A 24664-nucleotide genomic window follows, 5' to 3' on the forward strand; every position below is an offset into this window, starting at 1 on the left:
GCTGGGCGTGATGCTGCCGGCCGTGTTCGCCGACGACGATCTCGCCCAGCGCTTCGTCGCCGGAATCGACGAGGTCCTCGCACCGCTCCACAACGTGCTCGACTGCCTGGACGCCTACTTCACCCCGTCCCTCGCACCTGCGGACTTCACCCGCTGGCTCGGCAGCTGGGTGGGCGCGGAGACCGACGAGCCGGAGACCTACGGTCCGGACACCGCCGAGGGCGCGGGAGCCGCCATGGGCCAGGACGCGTCCCGGGCCGCGCTCACCGCTCGGTCCGCCGGCGACCCGCAGGACACGGAGGCGACGGCCGCCCTGCGCGCCGCGGTGACCGCCGCCGTACGGCTGCACCGCGTCCGGGGCACCCGGCGCGGACTGGCCGAGGCCGTGCGGCTCGCCTTCGGAGTGGAGCCCGAGATCACCGAGAGCGGCGCGGCCGCCTGGGACGCCAGGCCCCTGGGGCCGGTCCCCGGCGAGCGCCGCCCGCACCTGCACGTCACCGTACGGCTGCCGGACCCCGGTCCCTCCGCCGTGCACCGCCTGGAGCGCCTCGTAGCGGCAGCTCGTCCCGCCCATATGCCTTACACGGTCCATGTGACCGCCGCCGAAAGGACTTCCGACAGGTGACCAGTCAGCAGGCGTCCCCCTCCACGCCACCTTCCTCCGAGGCTGCCGTGGACCCGGGGGACCAGCCACGTCACTGTGCCGAGTGCGGCAGCACTCCGACCCCGGGACAGTCCTTCTGCGACGGCTGCGGCGCGGTACTGAGCTGGATCCCGGGCACCCGGGAACGGAGGGCGGACGCGGTGGGCGGGCAACCGGGCACCGACGCCCCGGGCGCCACGCGCAGCCACCCCGGCCCGGTCACGTCGTCCGGCGCCGACGCGACGTCAGGGAGCACGGATCCGGCGGGCGGACCCGTACACGCGGACGCGCCGACGGTGCCACCGGAGGAGGACCCCACCCTGCCCACGATCGCGGCGGTCCCCGGCACACCGGAGCCTTCCCCGGCCGCTCCCGAGGCCGCGACCCCGGACGCGAGCGCGCGCGCCAGGGCGCTGCTCGTGCCGGTCGCCGACCAGCGTGCCGCCGCACCCGCGCCGCACGTTGCCCCGGTCCTCCCGGGTGTGCCTGCCGCGTCCCGCCCCCGGGTCCAGGCCCCCGGAGGCGAGCCGGCCGACGAGACGGGCCCCCCGTGCCCCTGGTGCGAGGTGGGCAACCGACCCGACCGGCACTTCTGCCGGCGCTGCGGCATGTCCCTCGCGGAGCGTCCCGGTGTCCCGGAGGCCAGACGCCCCTGGTGGCGCCGGATACGGGACTTCGGCAACGGCCCCGTGCCGTGGGCGGGTGACCGCCCGAGGCTGCGCCGGGGCGTCGGCCGCGTCTTCACGTGGGTCGCGTACGGCCTCACCCTCGCGCTGGTGATCTACGCGGCGTTCAACGTGAGCACGGCGTGGAACGCGGCACGCGACCACTTCGCGAAGCGGGCCCAGATCAGCCCGGATTCCGCCGCGGCGTCCCGTTCCTTCGGCGGCCACCCGCCGAAGGTCCTGTTCGACAAGGTCAACAACAGCTGGTGGGGCCCCGGGGTCTCGCAGACCGGCGAGGGCGAGTGGGTCGAGGCGCGCTTCCAGGAACCCACCCGTCTGCTGGACATCCTCATCACGTCGGGCATCTCCACCAAACCCTCCGACCTCTCGGAGGCGGCGCTTCCGCACCGCATGGACGCCGTCATCACCACGGCCGACGGCAAGAAGACCACGCGCCACATCACACTCGACCAGGTGAGCGGCGCCCAGCAGCGCAAGTTCCGGGCGCAGAACGTCGTCAGCGTGCGGTTCGTCATCCGCTCGGCCTTCAACAGCGGCTCCGACAAGCAGGTTTCGATAGCGGAGATCGAGTTCTTCACCCGCGCCACGACCAGCGGTACGTAGGGCCCCGGCACCGCCACCTCGCACGCACCCGCCTCCCCGGAAGGCCTCCTCACGAAGGCCATGCCGAGGAGGCGGGTGCGTCCGGGCGGCGGACGGAGACTGTCCGCCGCCCGGACGTCACGTCCTCATAGGATCAGACCCTTGGCGCGCAGATACGGGACGGGCGGGATGTCGGACCCGAACGCGGGTCCCGTGCGCATCTCGAAGTGCAGATGCGGCCCCGTGGCGTTGCCCGTGTCGCCGGACCATCCGATGAGCGTGCCGCCCTGGACGCTCTGGCCGACGACGGCCTTCACCTGGGAGAGATGGGCGTACTGGCTGTATGTACCGTCCTCGTGGCGGATGACGACCTGATTGCCGTAGTCGCCACCGGCCCCGGCCGCGACGACCTCACCGGGGCCGATCGCCTCGACCTGCGTTCCGGTGGGGACCACGAAGTCGACGCCGGTGTGCAGGCCGGTGGACCAGGCGGAGCCCCGCTGGTGATAGGGGGTTCCGGCTGGTCCCACCACGGGGAGGGTCCAGCCGCCGGACACACTGCGACCGGCCGGGACGACCATCTTCGGGTAGGACTTCATGACGGCCTGGACGTAGTCGTACGTATCCGCGTCCGCTCCGCTCGCCCGCGGCACGCCGCCGTGCCGTTCAACCGCCTTCCAGCCCAACCGGTAGCCGGACAGGGCCAGTTCCAGGGGGGTGCCGCGGTAGCCGGGGTGCTTCCCCGCGGTCCGCAGGAGCCGGCACATCTTCCTGCCCTGTGAGGGTATGGCGTCCGCAGGGTCCAGTACGTCCCTGACGCCGTCGTTGTTCCCGTCGACACCCTCGGCCGCCCAGTCCGCGTCGGAGAACTGCGCGATGCCCCTGGTCACGGGACGTTCGGCCCGGGACACGTCGGGCAGTTCCTCACCCGAGGAAAGGCCTTCGGATCCGGGCCCGTCTGCGCCCTCAGCGCCGGAACCCTCACCGGCGGGCTTCCCACCCGCCTTCGCGTCCTCTGCCCGCTGCTCCTCGCTCCGCGGGTCGGTCAGCGAACCCTCGTCGAACGCGGGCCCGTCCGCGGCGATCGACCTGGCCCTCGCGTTGAAGTTGCTCTCCCGCTTCAACTGCGCTGCCAGCACGGGCGCGGTGAGCGACTTGTCGTCACAGTCGGCCGCCGCGTCGCGTATGAGCTTCGCGTACACCACCGGCACACCCACGTCACCGGCCTTCAACGCGGTGCCCGTCGGCGCGGTGACACCCGCGTCGGCCGCCTCGCTGTCGTCGAACGTCCCGAGCAGCACGGTTCCCAGACCGATCGACACCGGAGTCACCACGACCCCGACGACGACCGGCACCATCCAGCGAGCGATCCTCACAAGCCCGAACTCCCCTGTGCAACTGTGGCGGTGAGGATCACTATGCCATTTGCCGGCAGAGGACCGGCCGGGCGGGCCCGGCCACTCCGACGACGGTGTGCGACCGACCTCAGGGCCCCGCTGCCCCATCAGCTCCCACACCGGGCCGGTCAGGAGGGGCTGGGAGCAACGCATCGCAGCCGCATCGCATGGCAGCGAAGCGACGCGGGCCGGACGCACGGAACGGCGTCGGGTGTGTGTGTCGGTGAGGGTGGTGCCGCGCCCATACGTGCTCCCGATGTGTACCCACCGCAGAGGACGGGTGCCCCGCGTCCACGAGCGACGGCGGGGCCTGGAGGGTGGCCGCCCGGCCGCGGTGGGCTGCAGCGGCGGTTCATCCGAGTGAGTGGATGAGTCTCAATACGAAGACATGCAAACCGAGATGGCGGTCCTTCGTGCGGACCTGGAGCCTCCGGTGGCCTGATTTTGCACTCTCTGTACCACCGGGCAGGGGAGTGCCGGACCAACGCGAGGTGATCATGGGCAGGTTGCTCGGCCTCCTGAGGTCGGAAACACATAACAACGCATTTTGAAAGGCCAGTTAATCGTTCTCAACGCCATCTCGACGGGAGTTCGCCTTGTCAACCCCGATCCTACGCAGATCGAAGCTCTTGGCTCTTGGATCCGCCCTCGCCATTCTCACGGCCGTGCCACCGGCAATGGCCACCACCCGGGACACACCACATGCGGCCCCGCGTGCGTCTGACGCCGTCCGAGCGCGAGCTGCCGCTGTTCGTACCGTGACCCTGATCACCGGGGACACCGTTACCCTCGACGCCGGCGGCACCGAGCCCCGACTCGTCGAGGGCCCGCAGGGCGAAGGTATCGCCTTCGAGATCAACAAGGTGGGGAAGGACACCTACGTCTACCCTCACTCCGCCCTGCCGTATGTCTCCGCCGGTCTCCTGGACAAGAGCCTGTTCAACGTCACGCGGCTTCTGGCCGACGGATACGACAACACGCACACCAACGGCCTCCCTCTTCTTGTCACCTACAGCGACAGCGGCGCCGCCCGCGTGCGGGCGCTCCCCACAGGAGCCACGAAGGTCCGCACGCTGACCAGCATCCGTGGCGCGGCGCTGACCGAGGAGCGTGGCCGGGCAGATGACTTCTGGTCAGGACTCACCGGCGAATCCGGCGAACCCGGTGGACGGGGCACCACGCGCACCAACGGCGGCTCCCCGTCCACGCTCTCCTTCGCCCACGGCATCGCCAAGGTCTGGCTGGACGGGAAGGTCGAAGCCGCACTGGCCGACACCACCGCGCAGATAGGTGCACCCGAGGTATGGGCAGCGGGCGATACGGGCAAGGGTGTTGACGTCGCCGTACTCGACACAGGCGTGGACTCGGGCCACCCGGATCTCGTGGACCGCATCGGCAGCGCCACCAGCTTCGTGCCCGATGAAAGCGTCTTCGACGACTACGCGGGCCACGGCACACACGTCGCCTCGACCGTCGCGGGAACTGGCGCCGCCTCGGACGGCAGGGAGAGGGGTGTCGCCCCCGGTGCGGTCCTCCACATCGGGAAGGTCCTCGCGACGACATGTGACGTCGTCGGCTGTGGAGCTCAGGGCAGGGAGTCGTGGATCCTGGCCGGCATGGAGTGGGCTGCCAGAGACGCGCACGCCAAGATCATCAACATGAGTCTGGGCGGTGCCCCGTCCAGCGGCGACGACCCGATGAGCCAGGCCGTCAACCGGCTCAGCGCGGAGACCGGCGCGCTCTTCGTGATCTCGGCGGGCAACAGCGGTGCGCCTTCCACCGTCAGCTCGCCGGGTGCCGCCGACGCCGCGCTCACCGTCGGGGCCGTGGACGCTTCGGACCAGCTCGCAGGCTTTTCCAGCCAGGGTCCGCGCACAGGCGATTACGGACTCAAACCGGAGCTGACGGCACCGGGAGTGAGCGTCCTCGCGGCACGTTCGCACCTGGCCGACGGCGACGGCCTCTACCAGACGATGAGCGGGACCTCGATGGCCGCCCCGCACGTCGCGGGAGCCGCCGCCCTGCTCGCCGCGGCGCACCCGGACTGGACCGGAGCCAAGCTCAAAGACGCTCTGATCAGCTCCGCCGAAGCCACTCCGAAGTACACGCCCTACGAGGCCGGAGCCGGCCGCCTCGACGTCGCGGCCGCCGTAGAGGACACGGTCTTCGCGACCGGCAGCGCCTACTCCGGCTACCACCTCTGGCCACACCCGAGGGGGGAGAAGGCCGACAGGCTGGTGACCTACACCAACATCGCACCGGCCCCGGTCACCCTGGACCTGGCGGTGCACGCCCCGAACGCACCGCAGGGGCTGTTCACCCTGTCCAGCAGGAAGGTCACCGTACCCGCACACGGAACCGTCGATGTGACTCTCACGGCAGACCTGGACCTGGCCCCGCCGGACAGCCACTTCAGCGGTGTGATCAACGCCGTCGGCAAGGACGGAAAGGTCGCCGCCCACACCCTCGTCGGGGTCGGCAAGGAAGCAGAGCGCTACAACCTCTCCGTCACCGCCAAGGATCGCGGCCGCAAGCCGCTCCCCGGGGTGCTCACCGTGGCGGCCAGGAACTTCTTCCAGCGGTACACGCTCGGTGAATCGGGCACAGCCGATGTACGGCTCCCGGTCGGTACGTACGCCCTGTGGCTCGATGCGGACGTACAGGGCACGCACGGCCCGCACTCCCTGGGCAGAGCCGTGCTGAGCGAGCCCGAGATCAGTCTCGACCGCGACCGTCATGTGGTGCTGGACGCTTCGGAGGCCCGTCAGGTCAGCGCGGTGGTCCCCAAGCAGACCACCGACACCGAAGTCCGCATGGATCTGTACCGGTCCTTCGACTCCGACCACTACACCCTCGGCACCCTCGACCCCAGCACCCCTCGATACGACAGCATGTGGGTGCTGCCCACGGGCAGGAAGGTCACCAAGGGCGACTTCGCCTTCGGCGCGCGCTGGCGCAAGGAGGAACCGGCACTGACGGTGGAGGCCGGCAGAGAGAGCTTCGACGACCTCAGGGTCCAACGGGGCGAGACTCCGCTTCCCGATGGACGGACGACCCTCGACACGGTCCTTGCCGGCGGGGGCGCCCCGGCCGACTATGCCGGACTCCACGCCAGGGGAAAGGCCGCCGTGGTGCTCCGCAACGATGCCGCCACTGTGGAGGAACAGGCTTCCGCGGCCGCGCAGGCGGGCGCACGACTGCTGCTGGTCGTCAACGACGGATCGGGCCGGCTCGAACCATGGCCCATCGGGGCACAGTCCTTCGCCATACCGCCACCCCTCACGGTGGCCACTCTCACCCGGGACGAGGGTGAGGAACTGACGGCCCGGATCCGGCGTGGAAGGACCACGCTCACGCTGCAGTCGAGCCGCGTCACCGACTACCTCTACGACCTCGTCCGTCGCTACGAAGGCTCGATCCCCGCCGACCCGACCTACCGGCCGGACAGGGACGACCTCGCCCGAGTCGACGTCGCCTTCCGCAACCACCGGCAGACCAGGGCCTCCGACTACCGCTCGGACATCTGGCAGGGAGTCGCCATGGGCGCGTCCTACCTGCACGAGGTTCCGGCCCAGGGGCAACGCACCGACTGGGTCTCGGCCGATACGGACACTCAATGGCTGGAGCGGGTCCAGATTCCCGGCGAGGTCCAGGAGTCGTCCGCCGCGGTGCGCTACGGAGCGGGTAGTACCACCGACCTGAACTGGTTCGGCCCCATCCACCGCCCGCGCCTCGACAACCGGTCAGGAGTGCAGCAGCGGACCGACGACGAGTTCTACGTCAACGTCCCGGGCTGGGGCGACTCCGGTGGCGGCCACGTCGGTAGCACGCTGGGCAACCCGGGAGTGGACAACATCGTGGCCCTGTACCAGGGGGACACACTCCTGACCCAGGAATACTCCGACTACGTCGACTTCGCGGGACTCAGCCCCGACCGCCTTGCCTACCGGCTCGTCTCCGAGAACTCGCGGGGCTACTGGACGAATCCGTACTCCACCAGTACACGGACCGAGTGGGGTTTCACCTCGGCGGCCGGCATGCCCGGCAAGGCCACGGTCCTGCCTCTGATCCAGCTGGACTACGAGATCGACACCGACCCCGAGGGCAAGGCACGGCGGAACGCCTCACTCGTGGTCACCCCGTCCCATCTCCCCGGCGGACCGAGTTCCAGGGACATCGGGGCACTCACTCTCGACATCTCCTACGACGACGGCACCACCTGGCAGAAGACGAACCTCACCCGCAGAGGTGACAACAACTGGGAGACAAGGCTCCACGCCCCCTCGGGAGCCGCGTACGCCACCTTGCGCACCTCGGCACACGACCGCCGGGGCAACAGTGTGACGCAGAAGATCATCCGAGCCTTCGGGCTGAAGTAGCAGAGTCCTTCGACCGGACGGGGCCCGCGCACAGCGGGCCCCGTCCGGTCGACAGGTCCCAGGCCCGGCCCTGGCCGGTCGCCGGCCAGGGCCGGGCCAAGGGGGAGTGGGGAGAGATACTGACCGACGGCGCCCGTGTGAACTCGCCAGTCAGAACGGCGCCCACTGCTCCCAGCTCTTCGAGGACGCTGACTGTGGCCGGCGCCGGCGCCCGTTACCGGCGTAGCGCCGCCGTCAGCATCGGCAGGGCGTGGCGCAGTTCCCTGTGGCCGTAGGTGCCGCTGTGCCCACCTGGATACATGTGGGTGGTCACGGGTGCCCCCAGAGACGTGAGACGGTCGCTGAGCATCCGTGTCTCCTCACCGCACACGGCTTCGGTGACGGAGACGACTCCGTCGTCGGCGAGTGCGACCCACTTCTCGGTGCCGGGGATGTGGGGATCGGGCTCGTCGCCGTCGAGCGGACCGGGCCTTCCCTCACCGGACGCGAGGTAGACGGGCGTGTGACGTAGTCCCTGGGCGTGATGGTACGGATCCCAGTCGAGCCATGTCTTCCACTGCTCCCACGGATCACCGAAGATCGCGTGGCCGTCCACGCCGACGAACTTGGCACCGGAGAGCCACATCTCCGGGTGCCGGACCGGGTGCACGGGTGCCCCGAAAGCGGCGACGGCGCCGAACAGCCCCGTGACACGAGCGGCGAGTCCCAGGGCGCCGAATCCGCCCTGGGACTCACCGGCCGCCGCCCTGTTGGGCCCGGCGCCGTAGTCCCGTTCCACCAGGGGAACGACCTCACGGAGAAAATAGGTGCGTACCTGAGGGGAGCCTCCTTTGCCGTGGTTCCACCAGTCGGTCCAGAAGCCGAAGAGCGGCATGCCCGGCATCACCACCAGAACATCACGCAGTTCCGCCAGGTCCTGCACTTTGAACAGGCTTGTCCAGGTCGTGTGGTCGCCGTCTCCGCCCGCGAACAGATAGAGAGTCGGCCAGCGGTCGCCGGGTCGGCGCCGGTCCCAGCCGCGCGGTGTCAGCAGAGCCACCGTGCTGCGCGCGCCGAGAGCGGGGGAGTCCATGGTCAGCTCGACCAGCCGGTCACTCAGACGGCGTTCGGCGAGGACTTTGCTGACGCCACCGGTCGGGGCGGCGGCACCGAGGAGGGTTCCGGCGCCCAGCAGGAGCCCGGTCGTGAGGGCGGTACGGCGTGTGGGTGCGTGCGACATATACGGGATATCGGCCCACGGCGCCGACACCTTGACCTGCCTCTTGCGGGCGGCTGCCCCATCGCACACGGGGATCAGGAACAGCCGTACGGCCCACGACCTCTCCCGGGCAAGCAGGGACCGGAGCTTCAGCTCGGGTTGCGGCCCATTCCCGGTCGTACGGCCAACCCTCGAACCACGGCCGGGGGAGCGAGATGGACGGCGGCGGCACGGCACGGGAGAGGCCTGCAGCGAACCTTGAGGGTGCCATGACGCCGACAGGTGTGGACTGGGACACGATCCCCGTCGCGCGTTCCCCGGACCCGCAGATCATCGAGTGTCTCGGCTCTGAAGTTTCTCCAGTGCAGCTACGCGGCGCCCAGAATCGGAAAGAGGCGCTTGAATGTCGGGAGTCTAATGGGTAACTGCCCTATTCCTATACGCAATTCGAATGTGTAGCCGATTTCTGCTCCTAGTGCTAGATCTGGCTGGAACGGGACTTCTCCATGAAAAGAGGAACATGAGATCCTGGATCCATCGTGCTCGTGCCGACAGGGGGGTTCATGAGAAAGCGTTTCTTCGGGGCCGTCACCGCAGGCGCAGTCGCTGCAGTGCTCGGACTGGCACCCAACGCGGCGCATGCGGCTGACAATGACAGGCTCGTCACCAGCACCGCCGGCGCAGCCATCGGGCTGACGGTCGACTGGACTAGCGATACATCGTTCGTCCTCCGCAATGTCTATCTCAAGGACACTGTCTGCGACGGCGATTCGGTATTCTTCTACATCCGGGTTTCGGGTTACACGTACCCCAACCATCGGAACGAGGGAGGCTGCAACAGCACAGCTTCTTGGACGAGCATGCCCGGAAGTTTCTCCGGTGGGGCTGTCGCCCTTACGGTGACCGTATGCCGTGATGCCTTCACCGACAACTGCGCGACCTCTCGAGCGTCGCTGAACCCTTACAATCCGTGAGCCTTTTCCAATCTCAGTCAGGGCAGGCGACCTGCCCAACCGAGGGGTCACCTCGTCGGCACGCAGACCGACGCTCTCGGCCTTTTGCTCCGGTGTGGACGAGCGGCGAGGGCGGCGAGGGTTCTTCTGCCCATACTCTCCATGACGGACGTCCTCCCCGGGGCTGAACCACGGATCTCGAATGTCCGTCAAAGCCGGATCAGCCCAAATGAACAGCTCCTTGGAGCTATGACCGGCCCCCAGAGCTGCGGATTCCTCCCAGCTCTGGGGGCCGGTCAGCCGATATCCCCGGACCTGTGACCGCGTGCTGTGGCAGCCTGCCGTCATGCCAGCAGAACTGAGAGAACATGCGGGTCATCACTATGCCGTCCAGTTTCACTACGCGTTGCCTGATGACTCCTGGGCTGTGGAGCTGAGCGAGGCTGTGCCCGCGCCAGGCGCAGTGACTGAGACGCCCAACGCGGCGACCCGTGTGCCCGGTCAGGCTTTCCTGGTGGCGCTCATCCCCGACGAGGATCCTGGTCTCGAGCCGACCGTACGCATCCATAGCCCTGACGAGCACGTCATCCCGTACGAGATCATGCAATGGTTCATGGAGCAGGTGGCTGACCAGGCGGAACGCTGCCGCACCGCGTTCGAGCAGAGTGAACCCGAAGCAACGCAATGATCGTGCAGTGGCTGGTGTGATCACGGTATCGGAGCCGTCTTGGACAGGTCCGTGTACCGGACTGAGCCAGCGGTGTGCCAAGGCAAGGGACGGCTCCTGGTGCCAGCAGGGCTGCTGAACAAGGTCGTGTGACAACTTCGATACTTCGCCTGTGACAACCGGGATACTTGGAGCGCCCCGCTCTCGCAGCTCAGCCGGTTTTCGTTGGTGACAACCGCCGGGCGCTTCGCCGCAAGTGTGGCTGAGTGCCCAACTGGCCAGTGAGCCCGCGAGTTGGCGCCTGAAGCGGTCAGCATCGAGGGCGCAGGTGAGCTGGGTGTAGAGGTCGAGAGGCGGCCTCGGTTGCTGGCTAGACAATCGACCTGGTGTTCGTGATCAAATGGTGAGTGAGAGCGCCGCTGAGTGCATGAGAAGAAGCTTGCTCGGACGGCTGGGGTGGGAACGTGGTACGGCAGCAGTACGTGGAGAGATGCTCAGAGCTCTTCGCCGTGGGTGGCTACGACGCTGTGAGAGCTGCGGCAGAGGCAGGGCTCAAGGAGTGCGGACCGGATCCGGTCCTCTTCCGTTGGCTCGGACAGGCACACGCCGCGGCAGACGACGATGACCATGATGGTGAGGCTGAGGCCGCGTATCGCAACGGGCTTGCCGTAGCAGCGGACGATCTCGGACTCTTGGTGTCGTACTTGGAGCTGTGCCTTCGCTCGGACTCTTTCGAACACCCGGGGCGGGCGCGCCGCGCGGTGGTTCTGCAGCAACGAATCGAGGAGCTGGCCCCGCCCGGGTCACCCGAACGCGAGCGAGTCGATGATGCGACGGGCTGGGCTGGACGGGGCTATTGGGACGACCTGAAGGTAGCCGCTGTTCAAGGACAAGCCCAGCAGGCAGCTGAAGCGGAGCAGAGCGTGCTGGTGGCCGACGCGCTGCGGCGAGCCGCCCGTGGCGAGTCCAGCCAGGACACAGGTGAAGACCTCCGGGCTGCTGAACTGGCTGCGGCGGTTGAGCTGCTGCAGGGGTCGCGGAACGCACCGCTGCGCCTGCTTCTCGCCCACCGGGTCGAAGCGTATGTGCTGACGTTCGTGGCATCGTTCGGCCTGAACAAGGCACTGGTGTGGAGTGGGGTGCTGGACTTCAGCCTGTGGGGCTGGTTGTTCTGGGCTCCCATGCTCGTTGCCGAGGCCAAGCTCCGCCAGGCCAAGAAGCTGGGACGGGAGCGCGTGATCGCGCGTATTCGGGCACGCCACAGCGAGATGCAGCTGCCCTGAAGCCCGCCCGAGAACAAGCATCCTTGAGCGCTTCAATTGGCGGGTGAGTACTTGAGTTGGCGGGCGGAGCGGGGTGGGGGGCCGGGAGGTAGAGACCAGGCGGCTCCTGTCTCACCCAGATCCTTGCGACTCCACCACGTCATGATCGTCGTGGGTGAGGCCCACGATCTGAACCTGGACGGTGACCCGCCGGCCTCTGGTCGCGGAGGGGCGGTGGGTCACCTTCGGCGCGCTCTCCCCCCCCAGGGTGCGACCGCGCACCGCGCCGGGCATCTGCCCGGTCAGTAGTCGTCGGGTGTGGTGTTGTCGGCACCGCATGACCAGTAGTCCCACTCGCTGGGCACTTCAGAGTGCGTGGTCGGCCAGAAGGTCTTGGGACGGCCCATGAGCGCGTTGGCTTCCCAGTAACGTCAGCCGTAGAACTCGAAGTACTCCATCCGCTCAGGATGACGACCCAGGCCGCCGACAGGGCCCGATCCGCCACCTCGCTCTCCCGAGAGCAAGCACCGCAAGCACGTGTGCCTCGCATCGATTGATGTCACCAGTTGTGCGTCGTGACGTGGCTCTGAGGGATGGGTTCACAGAGGTCGTTGTCATCGGATGCGCGAGGTGGTTGGCACTTCTGAGTTGGTCTCATTCGGGTTGTCACCAGCTTCGGAGCTCGCAGGCAGATCGCCCAGCGCGGTCAGCGCTAATCCGGCCAGACGCCCCGCTCGGACAGGTGGAGAACGAGGGCGGCGATGTTCCAGGCGTCGTCCGCGCCGCGGTGGTGTCGGCCTTCGAGCCGCCGCCCGGCGATCTCCAGGGCCCGTGCCATTCCAGGGCGTTTGCGTAGGCCGTATGCCTCGGTAAAGGCCGCCTTGGCGTTGGTGTGATGCCGGCCGAATGGATAGGGCGTCCCAGTCGCCTGGCACTGCCGGGTGAACTGGTTGCGGTCGTAGTCGCCCCAACTGGCCCAAGGGCGGGATCCGGCGTGATGTCCGGCCGCCAGCAGGCGACACGCCGCGGCGAAGCTGACCCCTTCGTCCACCTCGCTTTGCGTGAGGCCGGTCAACTCCGTGCAGAACTGACTGACCGTGGACCGGGCGGGACGTACAAGAATCTGATGCCGGGTGAGGCGCTCCGCAGTAGCCAGGTCGACGACGGTCAGCCCGATCTCGATGATCTCGCTGACCGAGCCCGGCGGTTGGTCGCCGGACCAGCAGGTCGCTTCAACATCCACGACGTTTAGAAGGCGCGCGGCCCCGGTGCTTTCCATGGTGGGAAGCGTAGGGACCAGTTGGGCCAGGGACATCTGGATTTCCCTGCCGACCTGTGGGCGTGGCGCCACCCGGGAAGGCGGCGGATGCGGGACGACGTCGCAATCGGGCAGGCCCGATCCCGATTCGGGTGAGCTCGCCGCAAGCGTGCGAAGCGGCGAACGCCCGACAGCTCGGGCGGGAGCGAGCGGGAATCCGGCAGATGCAGTGCGTGCGTTGCCGCATTGACACCGACACCCTCCCCCAACAACAACGTCGGCTCCCAGGACCACAACCAGGTCTTGGGAGCCGACGTCACGCCAGAGCCAGAATTGGCCAAGGGCGTCGGAACGCCGGGTCCGGCCCCGTTGCCGTACGGGCCGGGCCGTGGTCAGGGCGTCATACTGTACTCGTACAGGTACGCGTCGACGAGTGCTCCGCTGCGCCAGCCGGAGCTGAAGTTGACCTTGGTGCCCTTGGGGCAGGCCTGCGGGCTGTAGTAGGTCGTTCCGTTCGGGAAGGTCGCCTTGACGCGGGCGCACTGGCCGTCGTTGTCGGTGTCCTTCACCCATCCGGCGATGCCTACGCGCTTGGCGCCGTTGCTTTCGGTGATGCACTTCACCTCCCAGAACGCCTCGGCACCGGTCGTCTTGGGGTTCAGGACGGCCCCGCAGCCGGCAGCTGCGGCAGGGCCGGCGGTCAGCAGCGTCGCACTGACTCCCAGGACGAGGGAGGTCACCGCACCAGCGGTGAGTGTGCGCATCTTCCGTGAAGCCTTCACTGCGAGTTCCTTACTCTAGTTTCTTGCTCATAGGGTCACCGGGTCCAGGCAATGCACTTGCCGGAGTCCTCGATCAGCCTTCTGCTGGCGGTGGGGCCGCCCGTCACACACTCAGACGTCGAATTCGTACAGATATGCGTTGATGATCTGGGACCTGGTGCTGCTCCAGGGCGACCCGAAGCTGACCTTCGTTCCCTTGGGGCACGCCCGCGGGCTGTACCATTTGTCGCCGTTGGCGTACTCCACGCGAACCCGGGCGCACTGGCCGTCGTTGTCGGTGTCCTTGACCCATCCGACGACGCGGATGTGGCCGGCGTCGCACGCCACGTCCCACGCGGCCGAGGCTCCTGCCGTACTGACGCTGAGCGACGCGCCACAGGCGGCAGCTGCTGCGGGGGACGCTCCAAAGACCACGGACCCCCCGGCCAGAACCGAGACGGCCGCAGTGGCGGCCAGCCGGCTCCGCAGACCCACGTGCTTCTTCATTGGACTCTTCCTTTGCTCAGCTATGCGTCGAACGGGATTCCTGTCGCTGGCGGCGAACCTGGCCACGGCGGTACCAGCCCGTGCGGCCTCGATTGACACGAGACGGGCGGTGTCCAACGCGCCGGCCGCCACCGCAACGAGACTGCGGGTCGGTGCGGTGACCGGCCACAGTCGACGCAGAAGTGACCTCATCCCGAGACGTCCCGCGCTCTGACCTGTGCAGATGCCACTTTCCAAGTCCCTGAGGCGGGACGACGTCACGGGTCGGAGCGGTGGATCCATGACAGAGCGCAGTTGCGCCGGGGTGAAGGTCCAAGGCGGAGAAGACCACCCACGGCGTCGCTTTCCTCTGCCGCCTGCTCAAGGTGGCCCGTTCCTCGTTCTATGCCTGGCTCGCCGCGGCAAAGCCCCGGGCCGCCCGTCGGGCCGCCGACCAGGCCCTGGTGCACGAGATCACCGTGATCCACGTCGGCTCGCGCCAGACCTACGGCGTCCCGCGCGTCCATGCCGAACTGCGGCGTCTGGGACGGGCGGTGAACCGTAATCGGGTCGCCCGTCTCATGCGCGAGCACGGCATCCAGGGCGTGACCCGCCGCAAGCGCCGTTCGCTGACACGAGCGGACAGGAAGGCCAGGCCGGCCCCGGACCTGATCGGCCGCGAATTCCACGCCGAGACGCCCGGCACGAAACTGGTCGGCGACATCACCGCCCTGCCCACCGACGAGGGCTGGCTCTACCTCGCCTGCTGGCTCGACCTGGCCATCCGCGAGGTCGTCGGCTACTCGATGGCCGATCACCAACGCGCCGACCTCGTCGTCGATGCACTCGACATGGCCCACGGCCGCGGTGGACTGCAACCCGGCTGCGTGATCCACAGCGACCGCGGCAGCGAATTCACCTCGACCCAATTCCAGCACCGAATAAGGGAGTTGGAACTCCGCCAGAGCTGTGGACGCACCGGGTCCTGCTTCGACAACGCCGCCGCGGAGAGTTTCTGGGCCCTGCTCAAAGAAGAGATCGGCACCCGCGTCTGGCCTGACCGGGCCACCGCCCGTGCCGACGTATTCGATTTCATCGAGACGTTCTACAATCGGCGCCGACTGCGCAGACACAAGGTCTTCGGCTACCTCACCCCTGCCGAGACCCGCCAACGGCACCGACACACCCTCGCGGCATAACCATCGAGTGTCCAAGATCACGGGGAAGCTTCGCCAGCCTCCTGTCCCCGGGCCCCGACACCCTGACACACCGGAGAGCGCCGGTGCCCAGCGGGCCGAACCGCGGACACGCCTGGTCCTCGAGTCTGCGCCGCCCGGAGCGCGGCACGGTCGCCAGACGCTCTGGCGCCGGCGCCTCGACCGAGCTGGAACCGCCTGGTGCTGCTCGCCCCTCGGGGCCTGGGCGCTGCGTGCACAACAGCTGTCACGCGATGTGTGACGACACATGTCACGGTATGTGCGACGGGATCTGTGACGCTATCTGCTACAGCCACCGCGCGCCGTGCCTCGCTCAACCGCAGGTCAGGGCCCGGTTTTTGCGTGGTGAGTGCTCGGACTTCCCCTCTTCTACCCGGCCTGCCCTCCTGCTGTGTGGGGGTGGGTGTGGATGGCTGGTGGGCGGGCGTGGTTTCGGGGAAGTGGGGCGGCGCTGCGCTGGCCTTCTTCTCCAGCCCGTCGCGCTGCTCCGGGCCGACAGCCAGCCAGGCAGCCGCCGGCTCGGGGATCAGCCGCGGTCGAGCCGCGACAGGGACGCACAGAGGTGCTCAGGCACTTCCGGCAGGACTTTGTGGATCCCGGCGCACCCCGCATCGCCGTTCGTGGCAACCGGCCGCCAGCCCGAGGACTCGGCCCGGTAGAACCAGCGCTGGGAGACATGAGAGGAGGAGCATCCGTCGCCGGCGTCACCGCACGCCGGCCCCATCCGGGTCGACAGGTCCAGCACCAGCCACGTGTCGTCGCAGCCGCGTTCCTCCCAGCTCGTGTGCTTGGGGATGTCCGTGTCGTTGACCGCCTGCCCGTACGAGGACGAGGTGCAACGCGGCGGCGTGGGGTCGCAGCCGTTCTCACCGCACTGCCGCAGAGCGGGTGGCGTGGCACCGACGGGGGTGTACACGTCCAGGCTGTTCACCACGACCCTGCGGGAGCCCAGGGGCTCGCCCAGCTTCACCGTCGCTTTGACCCGCCGCGTGCCGGTGCAGCCGGAGTCCTGGTCCGGGGTCTCGTAGGTGACCTTCGCGTATATGGTGCCGTGCTCGACGGTGTCGAGCACACCGCGCAGGCTGCGCACGCAGTCGCGTGCCCCGTCGGGCACTGCGGCATCGACCACCAGAGACAGACCGCCGTCGGCGGTACGGACGCCGTCGATGCGAATCGGAGCGGCGAGCGTCCAGGCGGCGGCCGTGGCCGCGCCTGTCACCTCCTCATCGGTTTTGGCCGTCTTGGAACCGCAGCCCGCAAGGACCACCAGGGCCGCACCGAGCACGACCGCCCGTATTCCCCGCTGCCACATGTCATGCCCCCATCCGCCCGAAGAACCGCAGCCTAGCGTGCCCCCCCCGGGCGTCCCTGACCGTCTTCTCCCGGACTGCCCGCAGGGCAGATCCAGGCCGAGCACGTCGTCCAGGCCAGCATGGAGGATGCTGCATGGATGACACGCCGTGACGGCTCCCCAGGATCTGTGCCAGATCCCGGTTCTGGTGAACAAAGCCAGCCTCGGGACTGGTAGGCCCACGCCGCGTATCCCTCGGTGAGGCCAGTCGTGGTGTCACCGTGTGTGGTCGTCGAAGGCGCCATCATCTGCTGGCACAAGACCCCAGTCGTCCGCCGTCTGTGCACCGTTCAATACCATCCGCTGGTGATATCCCGTTCGTTCTCCGCGCCGCGCCGCCGAGTCGCAGCCGCGCTCACAGTGATGGCCGCCGTTGTCGCGTTCGGGTCGTGGGCGCTGTGGCCGGTCTACGACGCGTCGTGCGTCGTCTTCTCCGGGGCTTACGTCCCCATGAGTGCGCCGAAGGCCGAGGCCGACGCCGCCGTGCAGCGGGCTTACGACAAGGACCTCGCCGACGGCGCGTGCGGTCCCAAGCGGGCGCGCTTCCACAATTGGACTCAGTGAGGTCAATACGGGGGTCGGGCCTCCTTGCGGCCTGATGGGCGCCGCAGCGACCAGACACCGAACGGAGCGCCCAACATCCCCTCCAACATCCCCTCCAGCATTGGTTCCAACATCCCCTCCAACATCACGCGCGCACGATTACGCCCGCCGCCTGCACAACCGCAGGTCAGGCCCTGGTTTTCGCGTGGTGAGTGCTCAGACTTCCCCTCTTCTACCTGGTCTGTCCCGCTGTGTGGGGTGGGTGGGTGTGGGCTGGTGGGCGGGCGTGGTCTCGGGGAAGCGAGGGCGCTGCGCTGGTCTCTCCTCCGGCCCGTCGCGGAGCTCCGGACCGGCGACCAGGCGGCGGCACTCCCGTGGTCCTACTCCGGACGCGACGCCGGCCGCCGTGCCTCGTCGTCCGTGCCGAGCTCGGCGGCGCGTACTACGCCCGGGCGTCGGTGACGGCCCGCTCCCAGATCCAGGTGCCGCCCCCGCGCGTCCGGGCCAGCCGGGCGGCCAGGCCCCGCTCGTAGCCTTCGGCCCGGCCCGCGGGCTCGGAGGCGCGCCACGGCTTTGGGCAGCAGGTGCCTGCGTTCGTCGGAGGTGGCTCCGGATTGGGTTATAGCGGTCGGTTCGTCCCTGAGTCTCTGGATGGTGGATCTGTGGTGCCACTGATGCAGGGGTCCCTGTTCATGGAGGAGGTGGAGAAGGGCGGATGGCTGAAGCCCCAGGTGCTGGCTGTTGCAACCAGGCGTTCGCAAAGTCCGGGACGATCCGGCTTACGGCGGCAGAGGCCCAGTCCGAGCCGCGGGACCTGCGAATGATCAAGGGCGAGGTACAGGTACAGCGGGGCTGAGTTCGACGGCCATTCTGAGCGCTGGTTGGGGCCGGGATAGCGGGCCGCACTCGTGGCCCTCAACTGACCCCGGGTACGGAAGGCCGCATCACCCGCTTCCGCTGACGATGGCGCCGCTTGTGGGCTGCAAGATTCTGGCATGCCACCGGACGGGCGAACACGCGGCCCCGGCGGTCTGGGCTGCGCACGTTGCCGAGCGGTGTCGCTGGGTGCGGGGGCCGAGTCGCCGACCGGAACATGCGGGCAGGGCCGGAACCGGCCTTCCCGGAGGAGCTCGGACCGGCACCGCCGACTGGTGGCGCCGGTCCGAGACTGTCTCCGTTTCGCCGGTTCAGCACCGGCGAGGTGCCGTGGGATCAGGACGGCAGCGACCACTGCTGGGCCGCAGTGCTGTTGCAGTCGAATATCTGGAGCTGGGTGCCGTCCCGGTCACTGGATTCGGGGATATCCAGGCAACGCCCGGACTGCGGGTTCACCAGTGCCTTGGTGGAGGCGTTGTAGGTCCACTTCTGGTTCGGTCCCCCGTGGCAGGACCAGAGGACCACCGAGGCATGGTTCTCGGTACCGCCACTGATATCCACACACTTGCCAAGGCCCCGCAGGTTGCCGTCGGGCGTCAGGGCGAACTGCTGAGCGGCGGAGTTGTTGCACGACCATGTCTGTATTTTCGTTCCGTCGGCCGAGGAACCCTGGTCGACGTCCAGGCACTTTCCGGCGATGCCAGACCTCACCGGACCGGTGGGCAGCGGCTGCGGGCCCGGCGGCTTGGGGCCGCCGTTGCCACCGTAGGACGGGGGCGCGGAGGACGGAGCGGTAGCCCAGCCAGTGTTCGCGCTGGTGCCCAGGTCGAGGTTCAGGGTGCCGCCGTCGGCCACGAACGACGGCGGAAGGTAGGCGTTGTTCCAGGTGGAGCCGTTGAGTGTGGCGCTCTGAACGTATGGCGCGTTGGTCGCGGCCTTCGGGGCGTTGACGACCATCTTCTTGCCGTTGCCGAGAGTGATCGTGACGTTGGTGAACAGGGGACTGCCCAGAGCCAGGTCGGCCGTGCCAGGTGTCTGGGGATAGAAGCCCATGGCCGACCAGACGTACCAGGCGCTCATCGTGCCCAGGTCGTCATTGCCCACACCCCAGTTGGCGGGCGAGTTGTTCCACAGTTCGTTCTGCACCTGGCGGACGATCCGCTGGGTCTTCCAGGGCTGCCCGATGTAGGTGTACTCCCAGGGCAGTGCGATGGACGGTTCGTTGCGCATGTCGGCGTGCGAGCCGCCGGCGCCCCGGATGTCGGACAACACCTTGTCCAGATACGCAGCCATCTTCGCATTGCCGCCCATGGCGTCAGCCAGTCCACGAACGTTGTGGGGCACCGCGCCCGTGTACTGCCAGGAGGTACCCTCCACGAACTGGTCACTACTCGTGGGACTGAAGCCCGGCCGCCAGGAACCGTCAGCGAGCTTCGGCTGCATGAAGCCGCTCGCGGGGTTGAAGACGTTGCGCCAGTCCTGTGCCCGGTTGGCGAACTGGTCCCGCGTGCTCGTGTCACCCAGGGCCCCGGCGAACGCGGCAGTCGCGAAGTCCTGCGCGCTGTACTCCAGCAGGGTCGCCACCGAACCATAGAAGTCGCGTGGGTACGTGCCGTCCGAGGGCAGGTACCCGTGCTTGGTCTGGAGGTCGAGACCCATCCGGATGGGGTTCGATGTGGTGCCCTGCCTGACCATCGCGCTCTTGGCGGCCGCGGTATCGAAGGCGCGTGCGCCGAAGGCGTGGTAGTCCGCGATGATGGCCGGACCGGGGTCACCGTTCATGACCTGTGTCTCGGCCGAGTTCAGTGACCACTTGGGCAGGAACCCGCCCTGCGCGTAGTCGTTCACCAGGGACTGGGCGCTGTCGCTTGCCTGCTGGGGTGCGACGAGCGCGTGGAGCTGCGCCTGGGTCCGGTAGATGTCCCAGCCGGAATAGGTGCCGTACTGGGCCTTCTGGTTGCCGCTGACGGTGTGCACCTTCTTGTCGAAGCCCCAGTACTTCCCGTCGCTGTCGCTCAGTAGGTTCGGATGCAGCAACGAGTGGTACAGCGAGGTGTAGAACACCTCCTGCTGGGCCGTGGTTCCTCCGGCGATCGCGACCTTGCCCAGCAGGTCGTTCCACGATGCGTGGGTGGCGTCGCGGGTGGCGTCGAAGTTCCAGCCGGGGTTCTCGTCCGTCCGGTTCCCCTTGGCCCCGCTGACGGAGACGTACGACAGCCCGACTTTCGCATGGACCACCCGGTTGCCCGTCGTATCGAACGTGACCGAGTTGCCGCCGTTGAACGTCCCGTTGCTGGTCATCGGCCGGTCGAAGACCATGTTGAAGTGGACGGTGTAGGTCGGGCTCGAGGCGCAGAAGAAGCCGTTGGTAAGCGACCCGCTGACCTCGGTGCTGCTCACCCGGTCGAAGCGGATGTTGCTGCCCTTGCCCGACCCCATCTTGAACAGCAGGTTCGCCTGAGTTGTCGCGGGGAACGTGAAACGTGCCATCCCAGAGCGGAGCGTGGCTGTCAGCTCGGTCTTGACACCGTTGTCGAGCGCGACCGAGTACGCCCCGCGTCCGCCGACTCGTTGGCGTGCGAGAAGCCCACCGTCGCGTTGCCGTCGACTGCGCCCGTGGTGGGAAGGATCGGGATGTCACCGAGGGCGCCGCATCCGGGGCCGGACAGATGATTCAGGCTGAAGCCCGTGACAACGTTGTCGGAGTACGCGTAGAAGCCGCCGGGCGGACGCGACGGCGTGTCGGGGCTCCACTGCACCATCCCGAACGGGGCGTCGGCGCCCGGGAAGGTGTTGCCCTCGTTCGAGGTGCCAAGGAGCGGGTTGACCAGCGACGCGGGATCGGTCACAGGCGCCGCCTCGGCAACGGTGACCGGTGCGGTGAACCCCAGGAAAATGAGGCAGAACGTAAGGGGGATGCGCCATCGTTTCATTGCTGCGGCTCCATGGGGTGTGATGGAAGGGACGGTGTCCGGACGGTGCGGGGCCCACGCGGACGTGGGAGGCCGGTGACGACCGGCCGGTCGAGTCGGCCGGGGTGCCGTCGGTTCGGGCTGGTTAGCTCTCCGAAGCCCGACCGATGCGACCCGGACTCGTGCGAGCGCTGGATCGATCCGGCGGGCCGCACGGACGCGGACGCCGGGGGGCGGAAGCCCGCGCCGTCACGGGGAGGAACGCGGTGGGACTTCCTGTGTCGCCGCCCAGGTCCCGACGCTCTGTCCGCTAGGCGGTCACACCGGCGGTGTGACTGTCACTGCCGGATCGGAGTGCGTTCGGGGGCGAGGGAGGCCGACCGGTACGGTCGGCCACTTCGTGTTCGCGACATGCATCCCCCCGACGATGACGGCGCACAACTGAACCCGGCCCTACGAAAGCAATCACATCAGACCGCCATCCCGAGAGCCTGTCAATAAGCCGGGCACGTCGATGTCCAATCCACCGGCACTGCCCAATGCGTTGACGTGGCCATGATGCATGGCTACTTTCGGAGAGCGCTCTCCCCTTTGCAGGGCGCTCCTTCTCGTGACCAGACATCTTGGGAGCCTTCCCCGTGAAGCCAGTGCGTTCCATGTCTGCCGCCCTCCATGCCGCTCTGACAACGTTGCCTACCTCGCTGTCGGCGGACTGTCATCAGCCCCCGCCGCGGCGGCGCCGGCGGTCGTGTGCAACAAGTACTGCGACGCCCGGGGTCCGGGGCTGAGTTCCCAGGATCGTGTCCCCGCCACGGCCACGGTCTCCTCGCGGTCGATCGCGCTGCACTTCGACGACGCCGACGCGATGGGTTGGGCATCCATCGACAACGGCGGCCCCAATGAACGTGTTTGGCTGGACCGGTCGCTGGACGGCGGCCTGACCTGGGCGTCGGGAAGCGCTCTTGGCGACACCTCGGTGCCCGCCGGAGGGCAGGGCTGGCGCACCCAGATGTACAACGTCGACGACTGGAACAACCGGGGCGTCGGAGCCCTTCGGGCCTGCGGCCAGCCGGCCGGAGGCCCCATCGCGTGCACGCCTTGGGCGCGGACCACCTGGAACGCGGGCAGCAGGAGCACGGCCGCGGCAACCGCCCTGATGATGTCGTTCGACCCGGCAGCAAACTCTTCGGGGGCAACGGCTGGTGGACCGGCGCCAACGCGCTCACCGCGATCATCGACAACATCCGGATCAGCGGCATGAACAGCTATGCCTACGCCATCGCCGAGACGTACGAGAAGAACATCAACGCGCAAGGAGGGCAGTTCCGCGACGAGTACCTCGACGATACCGGGTGGTGGGGCCCGCCTTGGATCGCCGCGTACGACCTGACCGGCGACCGCAGGTACCTCGACACCGCCCGGGCGGACGCGGACCACATGTACGCGAACTGGAACAGCACCTGCGGTGGCGGCGTCCGCTGGAGCACCAACGGCAACTACAAGAACGCCATCACCAACGAGCTCTTCCTTCACCTCACCTCTGCCCTGCACAATCGGATACCGGGTGACACCGCCTACCTGGAGCAGGCGAAGAGCGAATGGAACTGGTTCCAGCGCAGCGGCATGATCAACGGTGACCGCATGATCAACGACGGTCTCACCGACTCCTGCGCTAACAACGGTCAACCCGCTTGGACTTACAACCAGGGCGTCATCCTGGTCGCGCTGACCGAGTTCCACTAGGCCACCGGTGACGCCGGCCTCCTGACGGCGGCGCGCGGCCTGGCCGACGCCTCCACCGCCCGGCTCGAGGCCGGCGGCGTCCTGCGCGAACCAGGGGAGGGCGACAACTGCACGGGAGACGGCCCAAGCTTCAAGGGCGCCTACGTACGCGGCCTCGGCGTCCTCAACCGCCGGCTGTCAGACCGCCCCTACGCCGCGGCCCTCACTCGTTGGGCGAACAGCGCCTAATTGGGCGGTGTTTCATCCCGACGTCGTGTTAGGCGGTGTCGGGCCGATCGTTCGTCTGAGAGGGGACATGCATGATGTCGCCCAGGTCCTGGCATCTGCGGCGCCACCACGGCCAGGCACGTGGAGCCTGAGGGGCGTGCAGGGTGCGTGCCAGGAAGTCGGCGTCGGCATTCTTGACGATCGATGCGATTTCCCGGGCTGCTCGTCTCTCGAGAGCGCCGATTGCTCGCTCTATCAGGAGTCGGTCATCCCAGATGTCGTAGCCGGGCAGGTGTGGCTCGGGCAGGTAGAGAGGGCGTCCTGGGCGGCGTACGAACGCTTGCCAGTAACGGACGGCGTCTTCGAGCTGCCGGATGGGTAGGCCCCGTTCGGCTTCGAATCGGGCCGCCTGGCGAAGTGTGTGAGGTGAGAGCTGTGAAGGCCGGCGCCGGTAGCTCCGAAGGTGGGACCGGCAGAGGGCGTCCAGGCGTAGAGCAGCCGCCGTCTTGCGGGGCATGACTCTTCTTTCGCACGTAGTGATCTCGGTGAGGAACTCACTGTGGGAGGTTGCGGCAGGTCACGTTTTGAGTCAGATGAGAAGTGCCGCTGCTGTCACAGTGCCGAGGAAGACGTGGACCCGCTTGTCATAGCCGGGGCCACGGCCCGGGACTGCTTCAGCCTGTTGATCGCCCGTTCCACGACGTTCCGCTCTTGTAGCGCTCCTTGTCGAAGCCTGGTGGCTGCCCGACCTCGCTACCTCGCTTCAGACGGGCGGCCCGGGAGTCGGACTTCTCCGGGATAGCGCGCTTGATGCCGCGTCGGCGTGCACCACGAGTCGGACGGCACTTACGGAGCCCCGAGGATCACCGCCGAGCTCCGCGAGGAGAAAAGTGAGGCGGTCAACCACAAGCGCGTCGCAATGATCATGCGGGCGTCCGGGATCGAGGGGGTCCGGTTGCGCCGCCGGCACCGGACCGCCGTTCCCGATCCGGCTGCGGCCAAAACGCCGGACCTGATCGGCCGCGACTTCACTGCGGATAATCCGAACACGAAGTACGTCGGCGATATCACCCACCTGCCTATCGACGGCGGGAGGATCTGCTACCTGGCGGCCGTCATCGACCTCGCCTCGCGGCGTCTGGCCGGCTGGGCGATCGCCGACCACATGCGCGCGGGCCTGGTGACGGACGCGCTGGCGGCGGCGATCCGCACCGGCGGCAACCTCGCCGGATCGATCATGCACACCGACCACGGAGCCCAATACACGAGCAGGACCTTCGCCCAAGCCTGCAGGTCAGCAGGGGTTCGGCAAAGCATGAGCGCGGTCGGTTCCAGCGCGAACAACGCACTCGCCGAGTCCTTCGACGCAACTTTCAAACGCGAGACCCTGCAAGGGCGAAAGAGCTGGCCAACCGAACGCGAGGCCCGACTCGACGCCTTCAGATGGCGGGCCTTCCCCCGTGGTGGTGGACACGCGTCTTTGATCACGCGGCGAGCGTGAGCTTAGCGGCGTGGTGGCGGCGTTCGTATTCGTTGGGGCTGA

13 protein-coding genes and 4 pseudogenes are annotated in these 24664 nt (G+C 68.1%); 10 read left to right on the top strand and 7 right to left on the bottom strand.

Translation table 11 applies throughout. The annotated features are described in order from the left end of the window. The first annotated feature begins 10 nt into the window (after positions 1 to 10). Together ACFYY2_RS04115 and ACFYY2_RS04120 are read left to right on the top strand one after the other, a co-directional pair. Entirely contained in the window at positions 11 to 625 is a 615-nt protein-coding gene (locus ACFYY2_RS04115; protein ID WP_388736838.1) for a phage tail protein, read from the top strand. Beyond that, on the top strand, positions 622 to 1932 hold the full coding sequence (locus tag ACFYY2_RS04120; RefSeq protein ID WP_388736706.1) for an NADase-type glycan-binding domain-containing protein: 1311 nt from the start codon (positions 622 to 624) through the stop codon (positions 1930 to 1932). Before ACFYY2_RS04115 ends, ACFYY2_RS04120 begins: the two co-directional genes overlap by 4 nt. Positions 1933 to 2057: 125 nt before the next feature. On the opposite strand, the gene ACFYY2_RS04125 is transcribed toward ACFYY2_RS04120, so the two are convergent. Further along, positions 2058 to 3287: a M23 family metallopeptidase gene (locus tag ACFYY2_RS04125; protein ID WP_388736709.1), complete on the bottom strand. Its 1230-nt coding sequence runs from the start codon at positions 3285 to 3287 to the stop codon at positions 2058 to 2060. Positions 3288 to 4066: 779 nt separating this feature from the next. Here ACFYY2_RS04125 and ACFYY2_RS04130 point away from each other — a divergent pair. Beyond that, the gene (locus ACFYY2_RS04130) at positions 4067 to 7687 is read left to right on the top strand and encodes a S8 family serine peptidase (RefSeq protein ID WP_388736711.1); all 3621 of its coding nucleotides are present in this window, start codon (positions 4067 to 4069) and stop codon (positions 7685 to 7687) included. Between the two features lie 214 nt (positions 7688 to 7901). Here the strand turns inward: ACFYY2_RS04130 and ACFYY2_RS04135 are convergent, their stop codons facing one another. Next, positions 7902 to 8906, bottom strand: a complete 1005-nt coding sequence (locus ACFYY2_RS04135) for an alpha/beta hydrolase (RefSeq protein WP_388736714.1) — start codon at positions 8904 to 8906, stop codon at positions 7902 to 7904. A 542-nt stretch (positions 8907 to 9448) separates the two neighbouring features. Here ACFYY2_RS04135 and ACFYY2_RS04140 point away from each other — a divergent pair. From ACFYY2_RS04140 to ACFYY2_RS04150, 3 genes are all read left to right on the top strand, one after another. Continuing rightward, positions 9449 to 9859 carry a hypothetical protein gene (locus ACFYY2_RS04140; RefSeq protein WP_388736716.1) on the top strand — a complete coding sequence of 137 codons (411 nt, stop codon included), beginning with the start codon at positions 9449 to 9451 and terminating at the stop codon, positions 9857 to 9859. Between the two features lie 325 nt (positions 9860 to 10184). Next, positions 10185 to 10526 (top strand): hypothetical protein, encoded by a 342-nt coding sequence (locus tag ACFYY2_RS04145; protein WP_388736718.1) that lies wholly within the window; start codon positions 10185 to 10187, stop codon positions 10524 to 10526. Between the two features lie 488 nt (positions 10527 to 11014). Then, positions 11015 to 11788 carry a hypothetical protein gene (locus tag ACFYY2_RS04150; protein ID WP_388736721.1) on the top strand — a complete coding sequence of 258 codons (774 nt, stop codon included), beginning with the start codon at positions 11015 to 11017 and terminating at the stop codon, positions 11786 to 11788. Positions 11789 to 12479: 691 nt separating this feature from the next. Here the strand turns inward: ACFYY2_RS04150 and ACFYY2_RS04155 are convergent. The 3 genes from ACFYY2_RS04155 to ACFYY2_RS04165 form a co-directional block, all read right to left on the bottom strand. Next, positions 12480 to 13046: an exonuclease domain-containing protein gene (locus tag ACFYY2_RS04155; RefSeq protein WP_388736722.1), complete on the bottom strand. Its 567-nt coding sequence runs from the start codon at positions 13044 to 13046 to the stop codon at positions 12480 to 12482. A 371-nt stretch (positions 13047 to 13417) separates the two neighbouring features. Beyond that, positions 13418 to 13807, bottom strand: a complete 390-nt coding sequence (locus ACFYY2_RS04160; RefSeq protein WP_388736724.1) for a hypothetical protein — start codon at positions 13805 to 13807, stop codon at positions 13418 to 13420. Positions 13808 to 13918: 111 nt separating this feature from the next. Continuing rightward, on the bottom strand, positions 13919 to 14293 hold the full coding sequence (locus tag ACFYY2_RS04165; protein WP_388736727.1) for a hypothetical protein: 375 nt from the start codon (positions 14291 to 14293) through the stop codon (positions 13919 to 13921). A gap of 329 nt (positions 14294 to 14622) precedes the next feature. Here ACFYY2_RS04165 and ACFYY2_RS04170 point away from each other — a divergent pair. Next, positions 14623 to 15471, top strand: a pseudogene (locus ACFYY2_RS04170) (IS3 family transposase); the annotation flags it as partial. A 544-nt stretch (positions 15472 to 16015) separates the two neighbouring features. On the opposite strand, the gene ACFYY2_RS04175 reads toward ACFYY2_RS04170, so the two are convergent. Beyond that, positions 16016 to 16801 carry a hypothetical protein gene (locus tag ACFYY2_RS04175; protein WP_388736729.1) on the bottom strand — a complete coding sequence of 262 codons (786 nt, stop codon included), beginning with the start codon at positions 16799 to 16801 and terminating at the stop codon, positions 16016 to 16018. A 345-nt stretch (positions 16802 to 17146) separates the two neighbouring features. On the opposite strand from ACFYY2_RS04175, the gene ACFYY2_RS04180 reads away from it, so the two are divergent. Next, complete coding sequence (locus ACFYY2_RS04180) at positions 17147 to 17404, top strand: hypothetical protein (RefSeq protein ID WP_388736731.1); 258 nt, start codon at positions 17147 to 17149, stop codon at positions 17402 to 17404. A 1191-nt stretch (positions 17405 to 18595) separates the two neighbouring features. On the opposite strand, the pseudogene ACFYY2_RS04185 reads toward ACFYY2_RS04180, so the two are convergent. Continuing rightward, positions 18596 to 21192: pseudogene (locus tag ACFYY2_RS04185) on the bottom strand (lectin). Positions 21193 to 21733: 541 nt separating this feature from the next. Between ACFYY2_RS04185 and ACFYY2_RS04190 the strand changes: the two are divergent. Both ACFYY2_RS04190 and ACFYY2_RS04195 read left to right on the top strand, forming a co-directional pair. Further along, a pseudogene (locus ACFYY2_RS04190) lies at positions 21734 to 23139 on the top strand (glycoside hydrolase family 76 protein); the annotation flags it as partial. 805 nt (positions 23140 to 23944) lie between these two features. Next, positions 23945 to 24568, top strand: a pseudogene (locus ACFYY2_RS04195) (IS3 family transposase); the annotation flags it as partial. Between the last annotated feature and the right edge of the window lie 96 nt (positions 24569 to 24664).

It is taken from the genome of Streptomyces sp. NPDC001822 (genome assembly GCF_042892135.1).
Classification (GTDB): Bacteria; Actinomycetota; Actinomycetes; order Streptomycetales; family Streptomycetaceae; genus Streptomyces.